Annotated in this window: 24 protein-coding genes; 18 read left to right on the forward strand and 6 right to left on the reverse strand. The window is 51.6% G+C overall.

All coding sequences use genetic code 11. From position 1 onward, the window contains the following. The first annotated feature begins 8 nt into the window (after positions 1 to 8). From QWY20_RS01245 to QWY20_RS01265, 5 genes are read left to right on the forward strand one after another with little or no spacing between them, the layout of a single operon-like run. Positions 9 to 986, forward strand: coding sequence for a flagellar motor protein MotB (locus QWY20_RS01245; RefSeq protein WP_330127217.1), 978 nt, complete (start codon positions 9 to 11; stop codon positions 984 to 986). A gap of 10 nt (positions 987 to 996) precedes the next feature. Continuing rightward, positions 997 to 1,785 carry a ParA family protein gene (locus QWY20_RS01250; RefSeq protein ID WP_330127218.1) on the forward strand — a complete coding sequence of 263 codons (789 nt, stop codon included), beginning with the start codon at positions 997 to 999 and terminating at the stop codon, positions 1,783 to 1,785. Continuing rightward, on the forward strand, positions 1,778 to 2,527 hold the full coding sequence (locus QWY20_RS01255; protein WP_330127219.1) for a chemotaxis protein CheW: 750 nt from the start codon (positions 1,778 to 1,780) through the stop codon (positions 2,525 to 2,527). The genes QWY20_RS01250 and QWY20_RS01255 overlap by 8 nt, the downstream gene beginning before the upstream one ends. 46 nt (positions 2,528 to 2,573) lie before the next feature. Then, positions 2,574 to 3,068: a chemotaxis protein CheW gene (locus QWY20_RS01260; protein ID WP_330127220.1), complete on the forward strand. Its 495-nt coding sequence runs from the start codon at positions 2,574 to 2,576 to the stop codon at positions 3,066 to 3,068. 15 nt (positions 3,069 to 3,083) lie between these two features. Then, positions 3,084 to 3,506: a DUF2802 domain-containing protein gene (locus QWY20_RS01265; protein WP_407935386.1), complete on the forward strand. Its 423-nt coding sequence runs from the start codon at positions 3,084 to 3,086 to the stop codon at positions 3,504 to 3,506. On the opposite strand, the gene QWY20_RS01270 is transcribed toward QWY20_RS01265, so the two are convergent. Both QWY20_RS01270 and fliK read right to left on the reverse strand, forming a co-directional pair. Beyond that, on the reverse strand, positions 3,503 to 3,802 hold the full coding sequence (locus QWY20_RS01270; RefSeq protein ID WP_330127222.1) for an EscU/YscU/HrcU family type III secretion system export apparatus switch protein: 300 nt from the start codon (positions 3,800 to 3,802) through the stop codon (positions 3,503 to 3,505). The genes QWY20_RS01265 and QWY20_RS01270 overlap by 4 nt on opposite strands. Positions 3,803 to 3,811: 9 nt before the next feature. Further along, positions 3,812 to 5,671, reverse strand: a complete 1,860-nt coding sequence (fliK, locus tag QWY20_RS01275) for a flagellar hook-length control protein FliK (RefSeq protein ID WP_330127223.1) — start codon at positions 5,669 to 5,671, stop codon at positions 3,812 to 3,814. 97 nt (positions 5,672 to 5,768) lie between these two features. Here fliK and ccmA point away from each other — a divergent pair, with 97 nt between their 5' ends. The 11 genes from ccmA to QWY20_RS01330 all read left to right on the forward strand — a co-directional run bounded on the left by ccmA (position 5,769) and on the right by QWY20_RS01330 (position 15,884). Next, positions 5,769 to 6,395: a cytochrome c biogenesis heme-transporting ATPase CcmA gene (gene ccmA, locus QWY20_RS01280; RefSeq protein ID WP_330127224.1), complete on the forward strand. Its 627-nt coding sequence runs from the start codon at positions 5,769 to 5,771 to the stop codon at positions 6,393 to 6,395. After that, on the forward strand, positions 6,389 to 7,048 hold the full coding sequence (ccmB, locus tag QWY20_RS01285; RefSeq protein ID WP_330127225.1) for a heme exporter protein CcmB: 660 nt from the start codon (positions 6,389 to 6,391) through the stop codon (positions 7,046 to 7,048). The genes ccmA and ccmB overlap by 7 nt, the downstream gene beginning before the upstream one ends. Position 7,049: 1 nt before the next feature. Beyond that, on the forward strand, positions 7,050 to 7,787 hold the full coding sequence (locus QWY20_RS01290) for a heme ABC transporter permease (protein WP_330127226.1): 738 nt from the start codon (positions 7,050 to 7,052) through the stop codon (positions 7,785 to 7,787). Then, entirely contained in the window at positions 7,787 to 7,987 is a 201-nt protein-coding gene (gene ccmD / locus QWY20_RS01295) for a heme exporter protein CcmD (protein ID WP_330127227.1), read from the forward strand. Before QWY20_RS01290 ends, ccmD begins: the two co-directional genes overlap by 1 nt. After that, on the forward strand, positions 7,987 to 8,478 hold the full coding sequence (ccmE, locus tag QWY20_RS01300; protein WP_330127228.1) for a cytochrome c maturation protein CcmE: 492 nt from the start codon (positions 7,987 to 7,989) through the stop codon (positions 8,476 to 8,478). Before ccmD ends, ccmE begins: the two co-directional genes overlap by 1 nt. Continuing rightward, positions 8,478 to 10,475, forward strand: coding sequence for a heme lyase CcmF/NrfE family subunit (locus QWY20_RS01305; protein ID WP_330127229.1), 1,998 nt, complete (start codon positions 8,478 to 8,480; stop codon positions 10,473 to 10,475). Before ccmE ends, QWY20_RS01305 begins: the two co-directional genes overlap by 1 nt. Continuing rightward, a complete protein-coding gene (locus tag QWY20_RS01310; RefSeq protein WP_330127230.1) occupies positions 10,468 to 11,067 on the forward strand; it encodes a redoxin family protein in 600 nt (199 codons plus the stop codon). Before QWY20_RS01305 ends, QWY20_RS01310 begins: the two co-directional genes overlap by 8 nt. Beyond that, positions 11,064 to 11,519 (forward strand): cytochrome c-type biogenesis protein, encoded by a 456-nt coding sequence (locus tag QWY20_RS01315; protein WP_330127231.1) that lies wholly within the window; start codon positions 11,064 to 11,066, stop codon positions 11,517 to 11,519. Before QWY20_RS01310 ends, QWY20_RS01315 begins: the two co-directional genes overlap by 4 nt. Continuing rightward, a complete protein-coding gene (gene ccmI / locus QWY20_RS01320) occupies positions 11,519 to 12,724 on the forward strand; it encodes a c-type cytochrome biogenesis protein CcmI (protein WP_330127232.1) in 1,206 nt (401 codons plus the stop codon). The genes QWY20_RS01315 and ccmI overlap by 1 nt, the downstream gene beginning before the upstream one ends. Positions 12,725 to 12,756: 32 nt before the next feature. After that, positions 12,757 to 13,506 (forward strand): MlaA family lipoprotein, encoded by a 750-nt coding sequence (locus QWY20_RS01325; RefSeq protein WP_330127233.1) that lies wholly within the window; start codon positions 12,757 to 12,759, stop codon positions 13,504 to 13,506. Positions 13,507 to 13,634: 128 nt separating this feature from the next. After that, positions 13,635 to 15,884 (forward strand): aminotransferase class V-fold PLP-dependent enzyme, encoded by a 2,250-nt coding sequence (locus QWY20_RS01330; RefSeq protein ID WP_330127234.1) that lies wholly within the window; start codon positions 13,635 to 13,637, stop codon positions 15,882 to 15,884. 42 nt (positions 15,885 to 15,926) lie between these two features. On the opposite strand, the gene QWY20_RS01335 is transcribed toward QWY20_RS01330, so the two are convergent. Beyond that, a complete protein-coding gene (locus QWY20_RS01335; RefSeq protein WP_330127235.1) occupies positions 15,927 to 16,610 on the reverse strand; it encodes a ChrR family anti-sigma-E factor in 684 nt (227 codons plus the stop codon). After that, entirely contained in the window at positions 16,594 to 17,190 is a 597-nt protein-coding gene (locus QWY20_RS01340; protein ID WP_330127236.1) for a sigma-70 family RNA polymerase sigma factor, read from the reverse strand. The genes QWY20_RS01335 and QWY20_RS01340 overlap by 17 nt, the downstream gene beginning before the upstream one ends. A gap of 237 nt (positions 17,191 to 17,427) precedes the next feature. Between QWY20_RS01340 and QWY20_RS01345 the strand changes: the two genes are divergently transcribed. Next, positions 17,428 to 18,033: an FMN-dependent NADH-azoreductase gene (locus QWY20_RS01345; protein ID WP_330127237.1), complete on the forward strand. Its 606-nt coding sequence runs from the start codon at positions 17,428 to 17,430 to the stop codon at positions 18,031 to 18,033. 164 nt (positions 18,034 to 18,197) lie between these two features. After that, a complete protein-coding gene (locus QWY20_RS01350; protein WP_330127238.1) occupies positions 18,198 to 20,678 on the forward strand; it encodes a S9 family peptidase in 2,481 nt (826 codons plus the stop codon). A gap of 69 nt (positions 20,679 to 20,747) precedes the next feature. Here the strand turns inward: QWY20_RS01350 and QWY20_RS01355 are convergent, their stop codons facing one another. Both QWY20_RS01355 and dinF read right to left on the reverse strand, forming a co-directional pair. After that, a complete protein-coding gene (locus QWY20_RS01355) occupies positions 20,748 to 21,332 on the reverse strand; it encodes a DUF5610 domain-containing protein (RefSeq protein ID WP_330127239.1) in 585 nt (194 codons plus the stop codon). Between the two features lie 90 nt (positions 21,333 to 21,422). Continuing rightward, positions 21,423 to 22,748 (reverse strand): MATE family efflux transporter DinF, encoded by a 1,326-nt coding sequence (gene dinF, locus QWY20_RS01360; RefSeq protein WP_330127240.1) that lies wholly within the window; start codon positions 22,746 to 22,748, stop codon positions 21,423 to 21,425. Between the last annotated feature and the right edge of the window lie 135 nt (positions 22,749 to 22,883).

The following is a 22,883-nucleotide window of genomic DNA, read 5'->3' on the forward strand; positions in this document are numbered from 1 at the left end:
TCAGCACCATGTACCGGCATAAGAATAAACATCAAAAGGTAGAAGGTGAAGAGCTGGATCGCTGGCTGGTGTCTTATGCCGATTACATGACCTTGATGTTTGCGTTGTTCGTAGTGCTGTATGCCATGTCCATCGTCAAAGACGAAGAGTATCGGGCTTTATCGGATACCCTCACTAAAATTTTTGAGCGACCCGATCGCACTGGCTCTGGCGTCGAAGGGACATCGGTATTGCTGGAGCCTGGCCCGCAAAGCGACTTTGACTTGTACGGCGCTTCGCTAGAGCCTGCAAAAGGGCCGGAGCTGGTAGCGGATGCAACAGAATTATCTGACATCACTGAACGCTTACTGGGATCACCTCTGAGCTCTCTAGAAGCAGAGTTAAACGAAGCACTGGCTCATCTGATGGAGCAGGGGCTGGCCAAGGTACAACAGGATGAGAACTGGCTGACCATTGAACTGAACAGTGGCTTATTGTTTCCAAGTGGCAGTGCTACTGCAACGTTATCGGCACAAGCGGTGCTGGATGAAATCGCCGGTATTATTGTCCCCATCAACAACTTTATCCGGGTTCGTGGCTATACTGATAATATTCCCATCAACAATGAACTGTTTGCTTCCAACTGGGAGTTATCGGTTGCTCGGGCAACGTCCGTATTACGGCTGTTGGAGACCTTGGCTGTTGCACCACAGCGCATGGCGATTGAAGGCTATGGTGAGTTTTATCCGACAGCAGATAACACCACCGCAGAAGGGCGGGCAGAAAATCGTCGTGTGGTGATCGCCATTTCCAAATACGGTTATCGCGCGGAAGAAGCGGCCATAGATATACCCGAAGCACCAGCTGAAATACCGCCAGAGGTGATTCAGCAGCTGGAAAATATCACGCAGGAAGATGGCAGTATTCGGGTGATTCGTTTACCCGGCGGTGGCATTCGTATTACCACTCGCGACGAAGAACCACCTCCGCCTTCGCCGCAACAGTAGGAATCGTAACGTGGTTGTTTGGACAATAGCAAATCAGAAAGGTGGTGTTGGCAAAACCACCACGACAGTAACCTTAGGGGCCTTGTTGGCTGAGCGTGGCCAGCGGGTGTTGTTGGTCGATATCGATCCTCATGCATCCATGACCTATTATTTTGGCATTGATGCAGAAGAGCTTGAGGTCAGTGTCTACGATATTTTTATGCGCGGAAAAGACATCAGCCGGGAGGAGATTTTACAATCGCTTTGTCCGAGCGGCGTCGACAATCTGGATATTCTGCCTTCTTCAATGGCTTTAGCAACGCTCGATCGCTCGCTGGGCAATAAAAATGGCATGGGCTTGATTCTAAAAAAAGGGCTTAGCAAGCTCAGTAAAGATTACGATTATATTTTGCTTGACTGTCCGCCTGTAATGGGGGTGTTGATGGTCAATGCATTGGCTGCCAGTGATCGGGTGCTCATTCCGGTCCAGACGGAGTTTCTGGCCATTAAGGGGCTGGAGCGGATGATTGCGACCATGGGGTTGATGCGCCAATCGCAGCAAAAAGACTACAGCTTTACCATCATTCCTACTATGTACGATAAACGTACCAGAGCATCACTGGAAGCCTACAAAGAGCTTAAAGCCAAGTACCAGGACAAAGTTTGGTCGGCTGTGGTACCGGTGGACACCAAGTTTCGTGATGCCAGTCTGGCGCAAACTCCACCACCTGTGTTTGCACCGCGCTCACGTGGTGTCTTTGCTTACAACACCTTACTAAGCTATCTGCTGCAGTTACCTGCGGAGAACAGCCATGTCTGATCGGTACAACAGTCAGAAGGTCATGCAGCATTATCTGAGTGCTTTATTGACCGATGACGAGGTTCAACCGACGATTGTGCGGCAGGAACCTGAGGTGAAGCAAAAGCTCGAGTCGCTGCTGGCCAGGGTCACTACCACCAAAGTTGCTGCAGAGCCTGTACCTGTGGTGGCAAAGGAGCCGAAGCTACATGTGCCGCCAAAGCTGGATAGTGCTGAATTACAACAAAGCGTTGTCAGCCGGAAATCACAACCAGGCTTTACGGCAGACAATGTCAGCCCGGAAAAAGCCTATCGTAAGGGGAATTTTCAGGCGTTATTTTTTAGTGTAGCAGGCCTTACTGTCGCCTTGCCATTAAAGGAGTTGGGTGGGATCCATAAATTGACCGCCGTCAACACCATGCCCGGCAAGCCCGCCTGGTTCAAGGGAGTGATGCTACAGCGGGAACAGAAAATTAATGTGGTGGATACCGGTCTTTGGGTGATGCCAGAAAAATTTGATCGGCATCAAGCCGAATCACATCAGTATCAGTATGTTATAATGTTAAGTAACACCGCTTGGGGCCTGGCTTGTGATAAGTTAATCAACACCGTGACTTTATCGCAGGATGAGGTAAAGTGGCGTGAGAATTCAGGTAAAAGGCCCTGGCTTGCCGGGCTGATAAAACAACATATGTGTGCTTTACTGGATGTGGATGCTTTGATTAACCTGCTAAAGCAAGGCCAGAGCAGCAACGAGCACTAAGCACTAAGCTAAATAAGCGGCAGCTAGCCGCTGATGAGGAGCTGGAATGAGCAATGTAGCGAATCAGAGCGCAAAAAGCAGCGACAGTGGTGATGAAGTCCTGCAATGGGTCACTTTTAAGTTGCAAGATGAGACCTATGGCATCAATGTAATGCAGGTACAAGAGGTGTTGCGCTATACCGAAATTGCACCTGTGCCAGGCTCTCCTGATTATGTGATGGGCATTATTAATCTGCGTGGCAATGTTGTGACCGTGATTGATACCCGGACTCGTTTTGGTTTGGATGGCGCGGAAGTGACTGATAACAGCCGTATTGTGATTATAGAAGCGGATAAGCAGGTCATCGGTATCCTGGTGGATAGTGTGGCTGAAGTGGTTTACTTAAAAGCTTCTGAAATTGATACCGCCCCTAATGTTGGCAATGATGAAAGTGCTAAGTTTATTCAGGGCGTAACCAATCGGGATGGTGAATTGCTGATCCTGGTCGATTTAAACAAACTGCTGACGGATGAAGAGTGGGATGAAATCAGCGCGTTGTAATAGGATCCTATGATGATGCTCTGGTGGTTGCTTGCACTAAGTGTGTTGGTTGGCTGGTTGCTGTGGCGAAGTATCCAACAGGGGGGAGGACAGCAGTCAGAGGACGATTCCCGTTTGTTGCAGCAAGACACTGCGGATGAGCATCAGCAAGAGCTTCGTCTGCTCAGGGCGGAGCTGGCGGAATTACGCTCTGGTGTGATTGGTGTGGGGCAGCGGGTACTGGAGCTTGAAGCCCAATTACAACATCAACAGCAGCAGCTTGCTGAACAAGCGGACCAATTGCAGGCCGTGCAGTTGATTGAGCCAGAGTCCAAAATTTACAGTCGGGCGATGAAAATGGTGCAGCTAGGAGCAGATCTGGAAGAGATCATGCGCGAGTGCGAACTGCCAAGAGCAGAAGCAGAGCTGTTATTTAATTTACACCAGCAAAAGTCTTAAGTTTTTAAATCGATGCGTTGATGGATGTTGTGCCACTCATCCGGAAACTTGCCCTGCAACACGTACGAAAAAGCAATCAATTCAGCAATAATCACATACAGCTCGGTTGGAATGCTATCACCAAGCTCCAGACTGCTTAGCAGTTTGCTGAGCTCTTCATCTTCATGCACCAGAATACCGTGTTCTTTCGCAATGGCCAGGATATCATCCGCCAACTCACCATGACCTTTCGCCACCACTTTTGGGGCAGCTTTGCCGTCGTATTTCAGTGCGGTAGCAGATTTTGGTTTCTTCATACGAAGTCCTTAAGCCTGAACCTGAATTAAACTGCTTTGTCTGCTAAACAAAGTGCCGGGAACTGCCCCGAGCTGACACTGTGCCTGTTCAACCTCAATGCCCTGAGCGGTCAAGCGCTCGGTTAACAGGGGTAAATATTGCTCTGCCAGCGCTTGCGCCTGAGTTTGCTCGCTATAAATCTGCAGATTTAGCCGGTTGTCCTGCAGTCGTGCTGTTGCCATTAACTTGCCAAGATCCAGCAAATCAAAATGCATGGTCAGTTGCCAGACTTTTGTCTTGTTGTCACTGGTATGCTCCGCAGACTCTTCTCGTTGCTCAATTTTGAGCTGAAGTTGGCTGCTTTGCTGCTCCAGCTGGATTGGCAATTGCAGCAGAAACTGACCCGGTTGTTGCTGCTGGAGCTCGGCACTGGCCAGCTGACTTTGCTGCATAGCGCTGCTATGACCAGCCAGTTGACGCAGCAACTGGCTGGCGCTTTGGGCATCCAGTTGCTGCAGCAATGGCGTCAGTCGCTGTGCTAGTGGGCTCTGGCTTGCGCCAGGCTGACGCTGACTGAGCCGCCCCAGCAATAGCTGAATGGCGATGGCCAGAGTACCGGCAGCACTACCGCTTAGCTGGCTTGGCATCTGCAGCGGATTAAATTGCAGCACAGCTTGCAGTTGCTGCTGTACTTGCGCTGTTTGCAGAACCTGTTGGCCGCCAGGCAGTTGCTGTCGCAATTGTTGTAACACCTGCTGCAGGGGTTGAGGTAGCTCAGGCAGACTGGCCAGGCGGGCAGGGCTATCCGGCAACAAGGGCAGTAATGCACGCCAGCCTTGAGCCAAGAGTGTTTTTGGTTCAAGTCCAGTAAGAGCCTCAGCCTTTGATGACTGTGTAACGACAACCCCGCTTGGCGCATTCCACTGAATTGGACGATTAAAGGCTTCTGCAGATACCGTAACTTTATGACTGGCTTGTTGCTTGTTTTGAAAATGCACTTGCCAGTGCTGCATGTCCTGCTGCAAGCTGATCTGGTAGCTGCCTGAGGGCAGTCGCACCTGAGGCAAAGGTAACATCAGTGGGCCCATTTGCAGGTATTGCTGTTGCAGACGGGCAGGTACCGCCTGGCCTTGTACCCTGTCTGCAAGTCGAAGCAATAGCTCTTGCTGCAACTGTGTTGGTAACGTTAATTGTTGGTAATGAGGGCGTGGTGTGCCCGTCGCCTGATTTGTATGGTCTTTCGCCGAGTTGCTGGCGGATTGGCTGGGCTGTGGTGCTGTGGCGATCACCGTGGATTTGTTCGCAACCCCTGGTTTGATTTCGATAAATAAACTTGGTTCCTGGCCTGTGCCAAGACTGATGCTGGCTTGCAGCCGGGCTTGGGGAAACTGTGCCATCAAGGATTGTATGGTGCGATGCAAGGCATCCGGTAGTTTGAGTACAGGGCCTTGCGGTAAGCGGAGCTGGCTTTGCTGCGGCGTTGTTTCTAATTCCACCGGTAGTTGAGTGGCGGTGCTGGTGCTGGCTCCAAGCGCAGCCGCTTTGCTATTAGCGCCCCAGTTTAGCGCAAGCGTAAGTGCTTGCTGCTGATTGAGCGGAAAGCTTTGCATGACGTCACCTTTCGCCTGCAACTGCACCTGAACCCGGCCATCTGGGAGTTGTTGAAAACTGGCTTGCATGGGCGTGCCATTAGCGGTTTGAATGCTTTTGGGTAAACGCAGTTGCAAGATGCCCTGGCTGGTTGTTAGCTGGAGCAGGCGGGCACCTTGCACCGGATCGGTTAAGATGAGACCTTGGTAGCTCTTGTCTGCTTGCAGGGGAACCGTCGCATTGGTGGTGCGGCCTGTAGCTGTCAGCTGCAGCAATTGCTCAAGTTTGATCGGGTTCATGTTTTTGTCATTTTTACCATGCTTGTACTGGCTTGATGCGTTCGTATTCCAGCCGGAATATGGTAAGATCCGCGCAATTTTACCAGGAGGCCATTCAGTGACCGACTTCTTACGCGCCCGCGGCTTAAGTTGTATCCGCCAGGACAGAGTACTGTTCCAAGCGCTGGATCTTGAGTTGTCACCCGGCCAACTGTTGCAAATTCAGGGTAAAAACGGCGCTGGTAAAAGCTCATTGTTGCGCCTGTTAGCCGGTTTGTCCACTCCGGATGACGGTGATGTGTTGTTTTGCGGCCAGCCTCTTGCTTTGCAAGCTGAACAGTATGCCGCCTCTTTATGTTATATCGGCCATCAGAGTGGTATTCATGAGCATCTGACCGCGATGGAAAACCTGGCTTTCTGGCGTGCGGCTTATCAATTGCCTTTCACCGATAACATGGATTTGTTAGGTCAGTTGGGTCTGGCCGGTTTGGAGGACATTCCATGCCGCATGTTGTCGGCCGGTCAGCAGCGCAGGGTCTCGCTGGCCAGGCTCTGGCTCACTCAGGCCCCACTGTGGATTTTGGATGAACCCTTTACAGCGCTGGATCAACATGCCATCCAGCGTTTGCAGCAGCGCTTCCACCAACATCTGGCTACCGGGGGCGCTATTATAGTCACCACTCACCAGGCCCTGAGCCAGGATTTCCCGACCCTGAAAACTTTGGAGCTGGCGTACCGATGGTAATGACTTTCTTGCGTCGGGAACTGGTGTTGTTGGCTCGCCAAAAAGCAGATTGGTTGAATCCTTTACTGTTTTTTCTGATTGTGCTCACCTTGTTCCCATTAGGGGTTGGACCAGAGCCAAATCAATTACGTATAATGGCACCTGGCATTGTCTGGATTGCTGCACTGCTTAGTGTCTTACTGGCAGCCGAGCGTTTGTTCCGGGATGACTACCGCAATGGCGTGATTGAGCAACTGGTCGCGTCCAGACAGGGCCTGATGGCTTTTGTGCTGGCTAAGGTGGCTGCGAACTGGTTAAGTACCGGCTTACCACTGGTCGTGATATCGCCGGTGGTCGCCATGCTGCTGGGCGTGGAAAGCGCTGCTTTTGTGGCGATGATGCTGACCTTGCTGTTGGGAACACCTTTGTTGAGTATTCTCAGTGTGCTGGGCGCAGCCTTAACGATGTCTGCCGATAAAGGCGGTATTTTGCTGGCGCTGTTGATATTACCGCTATACATTCCGCTGTTAATTTTCGCCAGTGCGGCGATCGAGGCTGCCAGCATGGGGCTCCCTTACAGTGGACAACTTGCTATTCTGGTCGCCATGTTGTTATTGGCGTTGGCTTTGGTACCTCTGGCTGTGGCCAGTGCGTTACGGATTAATGTGAGTTAGTATGTTTAAATGGCTGCATCCACTTGCAAAACCTGAAACCCTTTATCACTTTTGTGGGCGCTTGTTCCCCTGGTTGATGCTGTCAGCCATTGGTATTCTGTTATTTGGCAACCTCTGGGGTTTGCTGTTTGCGCCACAGGATTACCAGCAATTTGATACCGTGCGTATTATCTATATTCATGTACCCTCAGCACTGTTGTCGATGAGTACCTACACCATGATGGCGATTGCGGCCTTTATTGCCCTGGTATGGCAGGTCAAGGTTGCGCAGTGGTCGGTACTGGCGATTGCGCCGATAGGGGCAGTCTTTACAGCCATTTCACTGCTCACTGGCATGGCCTGGGGTAAACCGATGTGGGGTACCTGGTGGGAGTGGGACGCCCGGTTAACGTCGCAGTTAATTTTGTTGTTTTTGTATTTGGGGGTGATTGCGCTGTATGGCGCCTTCTCGGATCGCCAGACCGGCGGCAAGGTGGCGTCTTTGTTGGCAGTCATTGGCATTGTCAATATCCCAATCATCCACTTTTCGGTCGAGTGGTGGAATACCCTGCATCAGGGGGCCAGCATTACCAAGTTCGATACTCCCTCGGTGCATCCCAGTATGTTGTGGCCTTTGCTGATTAGTTTATTGGGTTTCTATCTGTTAATGCTGGCCTTGGTTTGCCTGCGTTTACGCACCGCTATTTTAGAAAATGAACAGCACAGGCCCTGGGTTCGGGTCACACTGGGAGGACACTAATGCAGTTTGATAGCTTCAGTGATTTTCTGGCCATGGGTGGTTATGGTTTTTACATTTGGTTGGCTTATGGTCTGACCTATGGTCTGCTGATTGGCCTGGTGGGGTACTGCTTTTGGGAAATAAAAGCCTTTCACCAGAATTTTCGGCAGAAGTTGGCGCGAGCCCAACGCATTAAGCAGTATCAGGAGGCAGAGCATTGATGAATGCACGACGACAGAAGCGGTTATGGTCTATTTTAGCGATTCTGGCTTTGGTAGCCGGCTCAATTGCCGCCATGCTGTATGCACTGCAGCAGAACATCAACTTGTTCTATACACCCACCCAGTTGGTGGAAGGGATAGGAGCAGATAAAATCCGGCCTGAAATCGGTCAGCGCTTGCGCATTGGCGGCGTGGTGGTTGAGGGCTCCGTGGTGCGTGATCCTGAGTCCTTGCTGGTGCGTTTCGATCTGGTCGATACCGGCCCCACGGTGACGGTGGAATACAATGGCATTTTGCCGGATTTATTTCGTGAAGGACAAGGTATTGTAGCGCAAGGTCATTTGGTTGAAGAGCGGTTAATTCGTGCTACCGAAGTACTGGCCAAGCATGATGAAGAATACATGCCACCTGAAGTAGCCAAGGCATTGAAAGGCATCCAGCACGTACCGCCATCACAACAAACCACGACTGATTCGGCAGGGGGCTATTGATGATCCCTGAACTTGGTCAACTGGCGTTAACCTTCTCCTTTGCGTTGTCACTGCTGCTTGGCATTGTCCCTTTGTATGGTAGTTACACCGGCAATGAACGGGCATTGATGCTGGGCAAGCCACTGGCGTTGGCGGCTGCTTTATTTGCTGGCTTGGCTTTTATCGCTTTAGCCTATGCGTTTTACACCGATGATTTTACTGTGATCAATGTAGCTTCCAACTCCAGTTCTGTTTTGCCCTGGTACTACAAGCTAACAGCCACCTGGGGCTCGCATGAAGGCTCGATGGTGCTTTGGGTGTGGATCCTGACGCTGTGGACGGCGGCGGTTGCTCTATTTTCCAGGCAACTACCCCTGTTAATGCAGGGCCGTATTCTCGGTATTATGGGCTGGATTGGTGTTGGCTTTATTGCCTTTTCGCTGTTTATGTCCAATGCCTTTGAGCGCAGCTTGCCGTACTTCCCGGTCGAGGGCAATGATCTGAATCCACTGCTGCAGGATTTTGGCATGATCATTCACCCGCCTTTGCTGTACATGGGTTATGTAGGTTTTGCTGTGTCTTTTGCCTTTGCTATTGCGGCCCTGCTCAGTGGCAAGTTTGACAGCACCTGGGCGCGGTGGGCACGACCATGGACCTTGGCGGCCTGGATGTTTTTAACACTTGGTATCATGCTTGGTAGCTGGTGGGCTTACAAAGAGCTGGGCTGGGGTGGTTGGTGGTTCTGGGATCCGGTAGAAAACGCTTCCTTTATGCCCTGGCTGGTCGGGACGGCCTTGATCCATACCCTGGCGGTGACGGAAAAGCGCGGTACTTTTAAATCCTGGACGGTGCTGCTGGCACTGGCCACCTTTTCACTGAGCTTAATGGGTGCCTTTTTGGTGCGCTCAGGCGTGCTGGTATCGGTGCATTCCTTTGCTACGGATCCCAGCCGCGGCATGTTCCTGCTGGTGTTTTTACTGATTGTTATCGGCGGCTCTTTACTGCTGTATGGGCTTCGTATGCGCTCGGTACGCAGCCAGGCCCGTTATCAACTTTTTTCGCGTGAGGTCATGCTCTGGGGCAACAATGTCTTTATGCTGACGGCTACCTTGGTGGTGTTTCTCGGCACTTTACTGCCGTTATTCCACCAGGAGCTGGGCCTTGGTACCATTTCCATCGGGGAACCGTTCTTTAATGCGATGTTCTTTTATCTGACCATTCCATTTAGCTTACTGCTGGGGCTTGGCCCCTGGGTGCGCTGGAAGCAACAAAAGTGGCAACCACTGATCCCCCCGCTGGCGATGATTGCTATTGCTTCCTTAATAGTGGCCATAGGGCTGATGGCGGCAACGCAATCGGTGCAGGCCAATGTGGCTCTGATTGGCTTATTGCTCGGCGCCTGGGTTGGGATGTCGGCCTTGGGTGAAGTGGGCCAGCGTATTCGCCAGTTTGGTCAGGGGTTGGCCGGGATCCGTAAACTCAGTGCCAGTCATTATGGCATGACCACAGCGCATATCGGTTTCGCGGTGATGGTGATTGGCATCGCCATGACCACCACCTACAGCGTAGAGCGCGATGTGCGGATGCAGGTCGGAGATACGGTCACCTTATCCGGCTATGAGTTTACTTTACTCGATTTGTACAAGCTGGATGGTCCGAATTTTGGTGGCGAAGCTGCTGATCTGAAAGTAGAGCGCGATGGTCGTTTTATTACCAATCTGCATGCGGAAAAGCGTTTTTACACCATTCAGCGTACGGTGATGACCGAGGCGGCGATTCATGCCCGCTTAAGCCGGGATCTCTATGTCTCACTGGGTGAGGCCTTACCGGGGGATGCCTGGTCGTTTAAGGTGCAGGTTAAACCCTTTGTTCGCTGGATCTGGCTGGGTGGATTACTGATGGCGATAGGGGCGACCTGGTCGTTGCTGGATGTGCGCTATCGCCGCAAAGTACTGCGTCGTGCTGCACCTGCAAGCGATGAGTCAGCCGATGCGAACAAGGAGCTGGCTCATGCGTAAATGGTTGTTTTTTACTCCGCTGGCTATTTTTTTGGGGGTATCGGTATTTTTATTTACCGGTTTATTTTCCGATCCTTGGACCAGAGACTCAGCCTTGCTGAACCGGCCTTTACCGGAGTTTGATTTGCCGGATTTGATGCAGCCGGAGCAGCGCTGGAATCGTGAATTACTGACCGGCGAGCCCTTTTTGCTTAGCGTGTGGGGCGTCTGGTGCCCGACCTGTAAAGCGCAACTTGGTTTTATGACTGAGCTGAAGGAGCAGGGTGTTAAAGTGGTTGGGCTCTACTATCCTTTGCCGGTTGATCCAGCTTTTGGCGATCATTTCAGCCTGGGACAGTTGCAGCGCGATGTGCAGCGCGAGCTGGCTTATTTTGGCAATCCCTACCAGTTCAATATTCTGGATGAAAACCGCCGCTTGTCGCTGGATTTAGGTGTATCGGGCTCACCAGAAACCTTTCTGGTGGATGCCAGCGGTAAAATTCGGATGCATCATGTCGGTGATATCAACCCACGGGTATGGCGGCAAAAATTTGAGCCTGCCTTGGAACAGCTGCAGCAGGCTGGCTTAGCATATCAGGGAACTCAACCATGAGCCGTTTGCTTGCACTTTGCTTGCTGTTGAGCAGCTTTGCGCTATTAGCCGGCCAGGAAATTTTGCCCTTTGAAGATGACGCTAAGCGCCAGCTGTATCAGGAGCTGGTGCAGCAGCTTCGCTGTCCGCAGTGTCAAAATCAGAACATTGCGGACTCCAATGCGGTCGTATCCATCGATATGCGCAACAAAACCTATGAGCTGGTGCAACAAGGGCACAGCAAGCAGGAAGTCATCGACTTTATGGTCGATCGCTATGGCAACTTTGTGCATTACAGCCCGCCGTTAAACCCACTTACCTTGTTGTTGTGGGTGTTGCCGGTTTTGATGCTGGTGTTGATGCTGTGGTACATGCTGCGCCGTCGCCAGATTGCCCAGACTGCACCTGCAACCAACCCCGCGCTGGAGCAAGAGCTCGACGCAATAATCGACGCTTATCGGAGTAAAAAATAATGATGTGGCAGTTGCTACTGGGGGCCCTGTTGATGCTGGCCCTGAGTGTGGTATTTATGGCCTGGCCGCGAAGTGCCAGAGCTGGAGAGCAGCAAACCCCGGCGCAGTTGTTTGCCGAGCGCATGGATTTACTGGCTGCTGCACGCGATGCCGGTGAGCTGGCTGAGCAGGACTTTGACAGTGCTGCCAATGAACTGAAACAGCAGTTTTTGGAGCAGGAAGCCAAAGCAGTGCAGTTAAAAGCATCCCAAAGCAGCTGGCGCTGGTACGGGGGGCTGACCGTAGCTGTACTGTTGCTGGTAGGTGGCATTTACAGCTGGAATGGCCATTACCGTGAGCTTGCTGACTGGCAATTGGCGCAGCAAAAGTTACCCGAGTACGGTGAGCGGGCTTTGCTGGATCGTGGCGAACCCCTGAGTGAGCAGGAGCTGGCGCGTTTTGGTTTGGCACTGCGTACCAAATTAGCACGCGATGGTGATGATGCTGCAGCCTGGTTCTTGTTAGGGCGGATCTGGTTGTCGCAAGGTTTTATGATGGATGCCATCGATGCGTTTGAAAAAGCTTTGCAGATGACGCCCAACCGACCGGCACTGCTTATCAGCTACAGCCAGGCACTGTTAGTAGTCGGTGGTGACGACAAGCTGGCCAAAGCAGGTCGTGCTCTGGCAAGAGCATTAACCGCTGAGCCGGATAATCTGGATGCCTTATCGTTATTGGCCTATGTCGCTTACGAAAAAGGCGATATGACGGAAGCTGCCGCCGCCTGGAGCATTTTGCTTGACCGGCTGCCAACGAGTGACCCGCGTTATGCTGTGGTGCTACAAAAGCTGCAAGAACTAGGACATGAAGTGAGTGCACGGCAAGAGCGTCTGGTGTTGTTAACGCTGGAGGTCGATCCGGCTCTACGCCAACAGCATCCGGATGCCAGTGTGTTTGTGTTTGTTCGCCAACCTGATGGTCCGGCCCTACCGGTTGCAGCCCAGCGGATTCCGGTTCCTGCCGGTGAGCTGCAGCTGATGCTGACCGAAGACATGGCCATGCAGCCAGGCTGGACATTAGCCAGTATCGAGGATGTGGAAGTGGTGGCCCGTTTTTCACCCAGTGGTTCAGTAGACGACCGGCAAGGCAGTTTTGAAGTGGTGTCGGCACCGCAATTATTCAGTGATGGCAAAGTTCAGGTATCGCTGCGGTTGAAAGCCGACTAATGGTTCATCAGATGAAGCAAAGAGGAAGGATCTTGAACACAAAGCATTTTTTTAAGCTGGCTACCGTGTGTTGTTTGGCTTTTGGCTTACTTGCTTGCGCCAGTGCGCCGAATGAGCAAGTGGTTGAGAAGGATCCACGCGACTCACTGGAAGGTTTTAACCGTGCCATGTGGGAGCTGAACTATGAGATTCTCGATCCAAATTTGCTACGACCGGCTACCGTTGGTTACATGGCTGTGGTTCCGACACCGGCCCGGCGTGGTGTGGATAACTTTTTGAGCAATTTGCGCGAGCCCGATAGTTTCGTCAATGCTGCCCTGCAGGCCAAGCCTGCCAGCATGGCAGTGAGCGCCGGTCGCTTTTTGGTCAATAGCACCATAGGCGTGTTTGGCCTGTTTGATGTTGCCACCAAAATTGGCTTGAACGAGCGGCGGGAAGACTTTGGTCAAACCCTGGCTGTCTGGGGGGTAGGTGAGGGCTCTTTTTTGATGATACCAGCGCGCGGTCCTTCAACCATCCGGGATACCGGTGGTGATTTGGTGGATGCCTTCTACTCTCCCCTTGGTTTGTTTAATACCCCACTGACGATTACCCGCTATGTACTGACAGGCCTGACACAACGCGAAAAAGCCATGTCGATGGAGCACTTGCTGGAAGACTCGTTCGATCCTTATGCCTTTGTGCGCGAAGCCTATTTGCAAAACCGGTTGTTCGAAATTCACGACGGCAATCCTCCTGAGCAAGAAGAATACGACGACTCTTATCTCGATGAGTTTTTCTGATATCAAAGCGAGCCGAAAAGCTCGCTTTTTTATTAGCTGTCTCACCCCCGCAAGCCTTGTCGATTGAATAAAAGCCACGTATTATGAAAAGGAATATCATATTCTTTTTTGTTATATGCTGAGCCGTTATGAAACCACTTTTAGCTGCACACCGTGCTGAAATTTACCTCGACAACAATGCCACCACGCCGGTGCTGCCTTGCGCAGCCGCGGCGGTGCAGCATCATATGATGCAATGCTTTGGTAACCCGAGCAGCACCCATGCTACCGGCATTAAAGCCAAGGTGGAGCTCGAAGCCACCCGTCAGCTGGCGCGTACCCTGGTTGGAGCCGGTGCTGGCGATATCATTTTCACCTCAGGTGCTACCGAAGGTATTCAGGCGGCCGTGTTGTCAGCACTAAGCAAGGCTAAAACTGAGGGCCATACCGGGCCAGATACGCTCTTGCTGTATGGCGCCACTGAGCACAAAGCGATTCCTCAAAGTTTGCAGCACTGGAATCAACTGCTTGGGCTGAATGCGACCTTGTGCGCTATACCAGTTGATCAGCATGGCCTGCTGGATCTGGATTTTATTCGCCGCCATCTGCCCAAAGCTGCAGTGATCTGTACCATGGCAGCCAATAATGAAACCGGTGTGCAGCAGGATTTAACGGCGTTGGAGCAATGCATACGTGCTGTGCGGGCCGATATTCCCTGGTTGGTCGATTGTGTGCAGGCGCTTGGGAAAATGCAGCTGAGTTTACAAGAGACCAGCATTGACTATGCCCCCTTTAGTGGCCACAAACTCTATGCCCCCAAAGGGATTGGTTTTATGTATGTTCGTCCGGGCACCAGTTTTCAACCGCTGGTGGTTGGCGGTGGTCAGGAAAGCGGTTTACGCTCCGGCACCGAAAACCTGCCCGGTGTTGCCGCTTTGCATGCCATTTTTAGTGAGCTGCTAAAAACTGAAGGTTCGGTATTTCAGCCTGTGGAGCAGCTTTGGCACTTTCGGGCAGATTTACTGGCGGCGTTGCGAAGGGTATTTCCCGAGCTGGTGCTCAACAGCGATGCACCTTATTGCGTGCCAACCACCCTGAACTTTTCGGTACCGGGATTTTACAGCAAAGACATTATGGACCTGTTTGATGCCGCCGGCATTCGGGTTAGTTCGGGCTCTGCCTGCAGCTCAAAAGTCCCCAGCAGCTTTGTGCTGGATGCGATGGGATTGGAAGCCTGGCGCTCGCAAGGCTCCATCCGGTTATCTTTTGGCCCGGCCATGACACCGGCCGAGTGTCAGCAAGCCTGTCAGCGCATTGAGGAACTGGCTGCAGTAGTGCAAAAACATTGCTTGGTGCTGACGGACGCTACTCCTACGTTGGAGTGGCATACCAAGGGCTTAACGCAACTAAAGCATGAAGGCTTGTGCAGCTACCTGCTGGTCTGCCCTGAGACCAGGGCTGCCGTCGTCATTGATGCTGCACTGCCACTGCTAGGACGTTTGCATGCGATGATACAGGGCCAGCAATTGCAGCTGAAAGCGGTGCTGGATACCCATCAGCATCCGGACCATGCTTCAGCCCGCACGGAGCTTTGCACCTTATTGCAGCTGAACTGCCGCCAGTCTACAGATGCGCTTGGCTGGCCAACAGATACCGATACGCTCAACTGTGGCCAGTACCAGCTAAGACGTCTGGACACGCCTGGACACTGCCCCGGTGCCAGCAGCTACCTGCTGTATCAGCAGAGTGCGCTCAGGGCTGCGTTTGTCGGTGACTTGTTGCTGCCAGGCGGGATAGGGAGAACGGATTTGGCTGGTGGCGATGCGAAAGCGTTGCAACTTAGTCTACAGCGTTTGCAACAGCATATTCAGCCAGATACGTTATTGCTGTCCAGTCATGATTACGCCCAACGCTTTTTTACGACCCTGGCTATCGCCTGTGATGAACAACCATTGCTACGATCTTTGTTGCAGGGTGAGCTAGTGAGCGATGACTGGCAACAAGCTGCCAATGCGCAAGCCTGTCAATTGCAAGCGTTGGAGCAGTATTATTGCGGTTTGGTCGAGGTGATGCCAACCGATGCCAAAGCAACCATAGCCCCAGAGCAGTTGGAACGGTTCATGTGTTTACAGCCCCAGCTGCAGGTGATCGATGTGCGCGAGCCGCATGAGCAAAGCGCAGGTGCTTTAGCGCCATACTTGCCGGCTGACTGTACTGTCAGGGAAGTGCCCTTGTCCAAGTTATGTCATTTGTTAAGCCATGCGGATTGGCAGCTGGATACGCCCTTGCTGATGGTCTGTCGCACCGGTAACCGTAGTCTGGTGGCATGTCAGGTACTGGCCCGATTAGGTTTTCGGCAGCTGTACAATTTAAAAGGGGGCATGGCGCTTATCAGTTGAAAAAAAGGCCAGCTATTGCTGGCCCATAAGGTTGGGTGTTGATTAGTAAAACAAGTGCTGCAACGGGTTCAGTAACCGGGTAATGCCTTTATTAAATTGCAGTGGTGCGCTTAACACCGATAAACACAAGCAATCTTCATCCGGCAACGTGCGCGGTGTATGAGTGTCGTCAGGCGTATTGATCAAAATGTCGCCCACACCATAACTGCCCTGTTCATCCACAATACGGCCACTTAACACCAGCGTAATCTCCAACCCTTTGTGGGTATGCTGCGGTATGGCAGTATCTTTGTCGATATACAATAAAGATACATGGCGTTTATCACCAGCTGGTAGTTTGGTGGTTGCAATGCTGCCTAGCTGGGTCCATTTGGTTTGCTGCTCTACCAGCCGGGCCAAAGCACGCGGAACCGTAAAGGTTTTCTCTTTCAATTGCACCTGAACAGGTCCTTGCGCCGGCATGTTTTTACTGCACCCATCCAACTGAGGCTGCGCCATAATCTCTGCCAGCATGCGATCCATATCGCTGATCACTGTTTCGGCAACAGGAACTGTTTTTTCCAACATCAGACCTTGTTCGGCCGACAAATCCATGCATAGTTGCTGGCAATGCGGGCATAAATCTATGTGGGCGGATACTGCTAAAGCGACATCGGCTTCCAGGGTGCCTTCCACATATTGTTCCAGAAGCGGAATGCCCGGATGATATTTAACTGCGTGTGTCATCGAGTGCCTCTCTCAAACGATCAAGTGCCAGCCGAATTCGCGATTTTACTGTTCCAAGCGGGATGGCCAGTTCATCCGAAACTTCCTGATGCGACTTTTCTTCTAAATACACTTTTACCATCACTAAACGCTGAGCTTCAGGCAAGCGTTCAAAGTGTGGTGCCAATTTTTCTGTCATCAAAACGGTATCCCATTGATGACTGCCTGAGTCTTCCTGCTCAGGATAATTACCGTCGTACCACAAGTCGTCGGCACTGATGTCGTCTTTTCGGCTTTGTTTTTTGCGAAGCATATCAAAGCGAACATTACGGGCAATGGTAAAAATCCAGGTGGATGCACAGCCCCGGCTTGGATCAAACAATCGAGCCTTACGCCATACATTCAGCATGGTATCTTGCACCATTTCCAGTGCTTGTTGCTCATTGCCAAACATCTTCATGCCAAAAGCTTTCAGCCGTGGGGCAAAGTAGCTGAACAACTCTGAATAAGCTGCTTTATCCTGATGAACTGCGACAAAACTCAGTGCATCCTCCCATTGACCGGTGCGGATCTCTGGGTTGTTTTCATCATTCGTCGACATTCCGGGCTCACGTTGTGAAAATCTGCTGCCATCATGCCTCTGAGTGGATGCTAAATTCAACATCATTCGTCTTTCCTAATTGTGCAAAAGTTGCCAGTGGACAGAACACCACCTTATACGTCGACAACTTCCAACTGGATTCAATTTATTTTATCGAAAGATGACTGCGATATTTTCTGATTTTTATTCTGTTTTATTGGCGTATTATGGCGACATTAACCAGCAGGAGACATCATTATGAAAACAGTATTAGTCATTGAAAGTTCCATCAGCGGCAAAGCCGGCAAGTCGAGCCAGCTTATTGACCAGTTTCTGGCTAAGTTGCCGACCGATGTCCAGCTGGATCGTATTGATCTGGCCAATCAGCCGCTACCACATTTAGAAATGAACGAAATTGCAGCCTGGATGACACCAGAAGCGGAACGTTCGTTTGAGCAGGCCGCGCTGGCCCGTCACTCGGATGACTTGATTGCCCGCATTCAACAAGCTGATGCCATCGTGTTGGGTGTGCCGATGTACAATTTCGGGGTACCAAGTCAGTTAAAAGCCTTGTTCGACCGGGTAGCTCGTGCTGGTGTTACCTTTAAGTACACCGAGCAAGGTCCGGTTGGCTTGCTGGTCGATAAACCTGTGGTGGTATTTGCAACCCGTGGCGGTATCTATCAAGGCACTGGTGCCGACAGCCAGACACCGTTTTTGCAGCAGTTCTTCAACTTTATTGGCTTGACTGAGCAGCACTTCATTTATGCTGAAGGTCTGAATATGGGTGAGGAAGCCGCGAAAGCCGCACTGCAAAAAGCCGAGCAGCGTATTTCCGAGCTAAGCCAACAGCTGGCTGCCTGATAGCTATAATTCTGTTACAAATGCCCACCTGGCTAACACAGGGCTGGATGGGCATTAATCTTGTTTCTGCCCCGCTTGAACCCGCTTTACTTGCATCCTTAGCTTAGCCTTTGTATAAATGGAGATATTCCAACAACCATAACCATCATCATAAAAGTGCCTCTATGAAACTTCTGACAACCTCTGTATTAGCGGTTGCACTGACAGGTGCCTGTATGGCTCCCTTGTATGTGCAGGCTAAAAGCGAACCCCTGACCCATCAAATTGACACCATTCAGTTGGAGCAGGTCTATGCAACAGATCCCAGCATCCGGCTGACCATGGAGCAAATCATGGCAGATCCCGATTGGCTGGGGCGCCAACCGGAAAATGAGTTTTGGTCCGCTGACAGCCAATTCATTTACTACCAACGCAAGCGCGAGGGTAGTGAGATCCGTGATTGGTACAAGCGGCCAGTGACCGAAAGCAATCGGGATAATGGTAGCCTGGTGTCTGTGGCTGAGTTGCATCAAATGGGCGCTGCGGATGCGGTTTTTTCCAGTGATGGTCAGCTGCAGGCCTATACCTTTCAAGGCAATATCTTTGTCAGAGACAGCCAAAGCGACACTGTTCGTCAGCTGACCCGTAATCAGGAGCGGCAAAGCCATCTGCAGTTTCTGACTGATGGCCGGCTGGCTTATCGCAGTGGCTGGCAGTACTTTGCGGTGGATACCACCACAGGTCTGACTGAGCAATTGTTCAGTATCCGTACTGAAGATGCGCCCAAAGCTCCCAGCGTACCACAGAGTTATTTGGCCCAGGAGCAGCACAAACTGCTGGAGTTCGTTGCTTTGCAGCAGCGCAATCGTTCCGAGCGTCATCAACAGGAGCAGGAGTTAAAGCAGCACAACCCTGCGATGCCGCCACAGAGTATCTATGTCGGGAAAGATAAGCATATTGTCGATGCCAGTCTGTCGCCACAGGGGAATTTTCTGCTAGTTGCAATTCGCGATCAACAAAGCAGCAGTGACCGTGACATTATGCCGAACTACATTACACCAAGCGGTGACATCATTGCCGAGTCGGTGCGGCGCCGGGTGCATGACTTCAAACCTTTGCCGCAACAGTTGATACTGGTCGATCTGAGTGATGGCAGTCAGCACACTCTAAGTTACACCAGCCTGCCTGGCTACAATGAAGATGTGCTCAAAGAGGTGAAAACAGAAAATGCCCGTGCTCGTGGCGAGCGCTATCGCAGTGAAAAAGTAATCCGCGATATTGGCCTGATGACCGACTGGTACTGGACACAAAGTGCCATGCGCTGGAATGAGCAAGGTACTCAGGTGGCCGTGATGCTAAAAGCCTTCGATAACAAAGATCGCTGGCTGGCTACGGTGGACTTTGCCAATAAGCGGCTGGTGCCACAGCACCGGCTGCACGACAGTGCCTGGGTCAATTACGCCTTTAATGATTTTGGCTGGTTACCGGCTGGCGATACCTTGTATTATTTGTCGGAAGAGAGTGGTTACTCGCATCTGTATACCAAGGCACTGAATCAGCGTCGGGCACAAAAGCTCACCGAAGGCAGCTTTGAAGTCGCCAATCCGTTATTAACCCGTGATGGCCGTTTTATCTATTTCAAAGGCAACCGCAACCATCCGGGTCAGTACGATGTGTTTCGAGTTCAGCTGAGCAATAATCAACTGCAGCAAGTCACCAATTTGCCGGGGGCGGTTGATTTCCAGCTCTCACCGGATCAAAGCCGCTTATTGCTGCGCTATTCCAATAACCTGCAGCCACACGAGCTGTATGTGACCAGCGCAGAGCCAGCTACCGAAGTGCAGCGCTTAACCTATACCATTTCCGATGCCTTTAAAGCCCTGCCATTACAGGCTCCAAAAATTGTGCCGGTGCCATCCAGCCATCAGGCAGCACCTATCTACTCCAAGCTGTATTTACCGGAGAATCATCTGGAAGGGGAGCCTCGTCGTGCGGTAATCTTCAATCATGGCGCCGGTTATCTGCAAAACAGCGATCTGGGCTGGTCGGTGTATTTCCGTGAGTTCCTGTTCCACAACTTGTTGGTGCAACATGGTTATGTGGTACTGGATATGGATTACCGGGCATCGAAAGGCTATGGCCGTGACTGGCGTACTGCCATTTACCGTCGGATGGGCACGCCGGAAGTAGAAGATCTGGTTGATGGTGTGAACTGGATGGTAGAAAACGTCCATGTCGATCGCAACCGGGTTGGTACCTACGGAGGCTCCTACGGTGGTTTCATGACCTTTATGGCCATGTTTAATGAACCAGAGCTGTTTAAAGCCGGCGCCGCCCTGCGGCCAGTTAGTGACTGGGCCTATTACAATCACCCCTATACCAGCAATATCCTCAATACGCCGGATATTGACCCTATTGCCTACGAGCGCAGCTCGCCGATCTATTTTGCCGAAGGTTTACGCTACCCGCTTTTGATCAGCGCTCCTATGGTGGATCGCAATGTGTTTTTCCAGGATGTGGTGCGGTTGGTGCAGCGCTTTATCGAGCTGGAAATCCCGCATTTTGAAACGGCGATTTATCCGGTCGAGGATCACGGTTATGTGCAGCCCAGCAGCTGGTTGGATCAATACCGTCGTATCTTTAAGTTGTTTGAAGACAATTTGTAATCAGTTCGCTTAATCCAAAAAAAAAACCGGGCTATTGCATGCCCGGTTTTTTTATTGCTGGGTGCCAGCTTATTGTTCAGTTGGTTTTTTCTGCATCAGCTCTTCCATCCGCTCCCGGAATTGCGCCAGGCCCTTTAGCACATAATCGTAGGTAGCATCGACGTTGCGCTCAACCTCACCTTCATACACATTCAGACCTTTCAGAATGTCTTTGGCTTCGCTAAAACCCTGATCAATGGCACCGCCAATAATGTTCAGAAAACTATCCAGCCGCTCTTGCTCATCCATATCCGGTGTCATTTTTTCGTATCGACCAAAGAATTTGGTGGCAAAACTGACAATCCGTTCAGCGGTTGCCTCGGGGGAGACATCAATGCCGGAGTCGTAGGTTTTTTGCGCTGCGTTTTCACCCAGCACCGGCTCCAGCTCTTTGTTGATGGCCTCCAGCGCGGTTTTGTACAACAAGCGCAGGCTTTCACTGTTGGCTTTTAAGCTTACCTGCTCATTGGCTGCCAAAATGGCCGCATTCTGGGCATTTTTGGCAGTTTCTTTGGCAGCACGATCGGCAGTCGCTTTATCCAGCTCGGATTTGGGAGCAGTCTCCTGCTTACTGCTTGCCTCGGCAGCCTTCGGGGGAATAGGTGCAATCGCCATAAGTAAGTACCTCAGTTGGTTCTGGACGAAGTATAGCCTATCCAGGTTGTCGGCTGAAAATTGCACAACTTGAGTGGTTTTTTATCTTTTTTAGTTTTTCAGTAAATAATCGCCGCCCCGGCGGTACAAAGGCCAACCCAGGGTTAAACCGCGCAGCAGCATAAAGACGGACAGGGCCAACCAGAGTGCATGGTTATCCAGCCTTTGCAGCAATGCATAACACAGCACAAATCCAGCGAAGGACAGTAACATGCTGTTGCGCATGGCTTTGGCCTTAGTGGCACCAATGTAGATACCATCCAGTAAATAGCTCCAGACCGCAATCAGGGGCAGGGCGGTTAACCAGGGCAGAAAGTGCGCCGCGTTTTTTTGTACTTCAGTAATGGAGGTCAGTAGGCCAATCATCGTTGTGCCGCCCAACCAAAACAGCAGGCTGAAAACTATGCCTAGCACCAGGCCCCAACCAGCCATAATGATGAACAACTGCTGCAACTCACTGCTGTCTTTGGCGCCCACGGCTTTGCCGGTACAAGCTTCTGCGGCATAAGCAAAACCATCCAGTGCATAGGAGACCAGCATCAGAAAAGTAATCAGAACAGCATTGGCGGCCACAATAGCATCGCCATAACTTGCACCACGAAAAGCGATAAAAACAAACACCCCTTGCAGGCAAAGGCTGCGAATAAAGATATCGCGGTTAAGCGCAAACAAGCGGCCATAACCGGTTAACCGGCCAAGTTGGCCGAGCGTTAAAGGGGCAAGTTGACGCTGCTGCCAAAGCCGCCGTACCAGCAGCAGTCCCACCAGCAAGGTAGTGTAATCAGCCATCACCGAAGCGGCGGCAACCCCTGCGACCTTCCAGCCAAAACCCAGCACAAACAGCAAATCCAGCACTATGTTCAGGCTTTGATTGAGCAGCAGCAACCACATGGGGTAACGGGCATTGTGCAGGCCAAGAAACCAGCCAAGCAGCACCATATTCAACAGGGCAGCCGGTGCGCTCCAGATACGGACCTGAAAATAAATACCAGCTTGCTGCAGGACCTCGCTACTGGCCTGGCTGAACAGCTGTACCAAAGGCATCACCAACGGGTGCAATAGCAACAGCAAAAAAGCCAGCCCAAGAGCGATTAACCCGGCTTGCAGTAAAGTGCCGCGCAGTGCATGGTTGTCCCTGGCACCAAACGCCTGGGCGGTCAGCCCAGTGGTGCTCATGCGTAAAAAGCCCAGCAGTAAAAACAGTAAGCTAATCAGGCTACTGCCAAGCGCCACGCCCCCTAAATACCAGGCATGCTCCAGGTGGCCGACCACGGCTGTATCTACCAAAGAGAGCAAGGGAATGGTGAGGTTGGATGCGATCATTGGCAAGGCGATCAGCAGCACCTGTTTTTGTTTAGGGTGGCGAAAGTTCAGCAAAGGACTGGCATCGTCATTAAGTTGTCATTTAGGTCACGCATACTAACACAGCCTGTCGAAAGAGGGGTGTTTGTTCCTCCTAGTGCTAACCTTTCCGGCCCCTCTAAGGGCCGGTTTTTTTATGCCACAAAAAAG

The sequence above is a fragment of the Alkalimonas cellulosilytica genome (genome assembly GCF_036325985.1).
Taxonomy (GTDB): domain Bacteria; phylum Pseudomonadota; class Gammaproteobacteria; order Enterobacterales; family Alteromonadaceae; genus Alkalimonas; species Alkalimonas cellulosilytica.

Coding starts and splice junctions, on each gene's coding strand:
- ccmI (WP_330127232.1), top strand. CDS start 11,519: ATGATGTGGCAGTTGCTACTGGGGGCCCTGTTGATGCTGGCCCTGAGT.
- ccmD (WP_330127227.1), top strand. CDS start 7,787: ATGCAGTTTGATAGCTTCAGTGATTTTCTGGCCATGGGTGGTTATGGT.
- fliK (WP_330127223.1), bottom strand. CDS start 5,671: ATGAACCCGATCAAACTTGAGCAATTGCTGCAGCTGACAGCTACAGGC.
- QWY20_RS01265 (WP_407935386.1), top strand. CDS start 3,084: ATGCTCTGGTGGTTGCTTGCACTAAGTGTGTTGGTTGGCTGGTTGCTG.
- QWY20_RS01270 (WP_330127222.1), bottom strand. CDS start 3,802: ATGAAGAAACCAAAATCTGCTACCGCACTGAAATACGACGGCAAAGCT.
- QWY20_RS01345 (WP_330127237.1), top strand. CDS start 17,428: ATGAAAACAGTATTAGTCATTGAAAGTTCCATCAGCGGCAAAGCCGGC.
- QWY20_RS01290 (WP_330127226.1), top strand. CDS start 7,050: ATGTTTAAATGGCTGCATCCACTTGCAAAACCTGAAACCCTTTATCAC.
- ccmE (WP_330127228.1), top strand. CDS start 7,987: ATGAATGCACGACGACAGAAGCGGTTATGGTCTATTTTAGCGATTCTG.
- QWY20_RS01335 (WP_330127235.1), bottom strand. CDS start 16,610: ATGACACACGCAGTTAAATATCATCCGGGCATTCCGCTTCTGGAACAA.
- QWY20_RS01305 (WP_330127229.1), top strand. CDS start 8,478: ATGATCCCTGAACTTGGTCAACTGGCGTTAACCTTCTCCTTTGCGTTG.
- QWY20_RS01260 (WP_330127220.1), top strand. CDS start 2,574: ATGAGCAATGTAGCGAATCAGAGCGCAAAAAGCAGCGACAGTGGTGAT.
- QWY20_RS01310 (WP_330127230.1), top strand. CDS start 10,468: ATGCGTAAATGGTTGTTTTTTACTCCGCTGGCTATTTTTTTGGGGGTA.
- QWY20_RS01340 (WP_330127236.1), bottom strand. CDS start 17,190: ATGTCGACGAATGATGAAAACAACCCAGAGATCCGCACCGGTCAATGG.
- QWY20_RS01255 (WP_330127219.1), top strand. CDS start 1,778: ATGTCTGATCGGTACAACAGTCAGAAGGTCATGCAGCATTATCTGAGT.
- QWY20_RS01245 (WP_330127217.1), top strand. CDS start 9: ATGTACCGGCATAAGAATAAACATCAAAAGGTAGAAGGTGAAGAGCTG.
- QWY20_RS01350 (WP_330127238.1), top strand. CDS start 18,198: ATGAAACTTCTGACAACCTCTGTATTAGCGGTTGCACTGACAGGTGCC.
- QWY20_RS01315 (WP_330127231.1), top strand. CDS start 11,064: ATGAGCCGTTTGCTTGCACTTTGCTTGCTGTTGAGCAGCTTTGCGCTA.
- ccmB (WP_330127225.1), top strand. CDS start 6,389: ATGGTAATGACTTTCTTGCGTCGGGAACTGGTGTTGTTGGCTCGCCAA.
- QWY20_RS01355 (WP_330127239.1), bottom strand. CDS start 21,332: ATGGCGATTGCACCTATTCCCCCGAAGGCTGCCGAGGCAAGCAGTAAG.
- QWY20_RS01330 (WP_330127234.1), top strand. CDS start 13,635: ATGAAACCACTTTTAGCTGCACACCGTGCTGAAATTTACCTCGACAAC.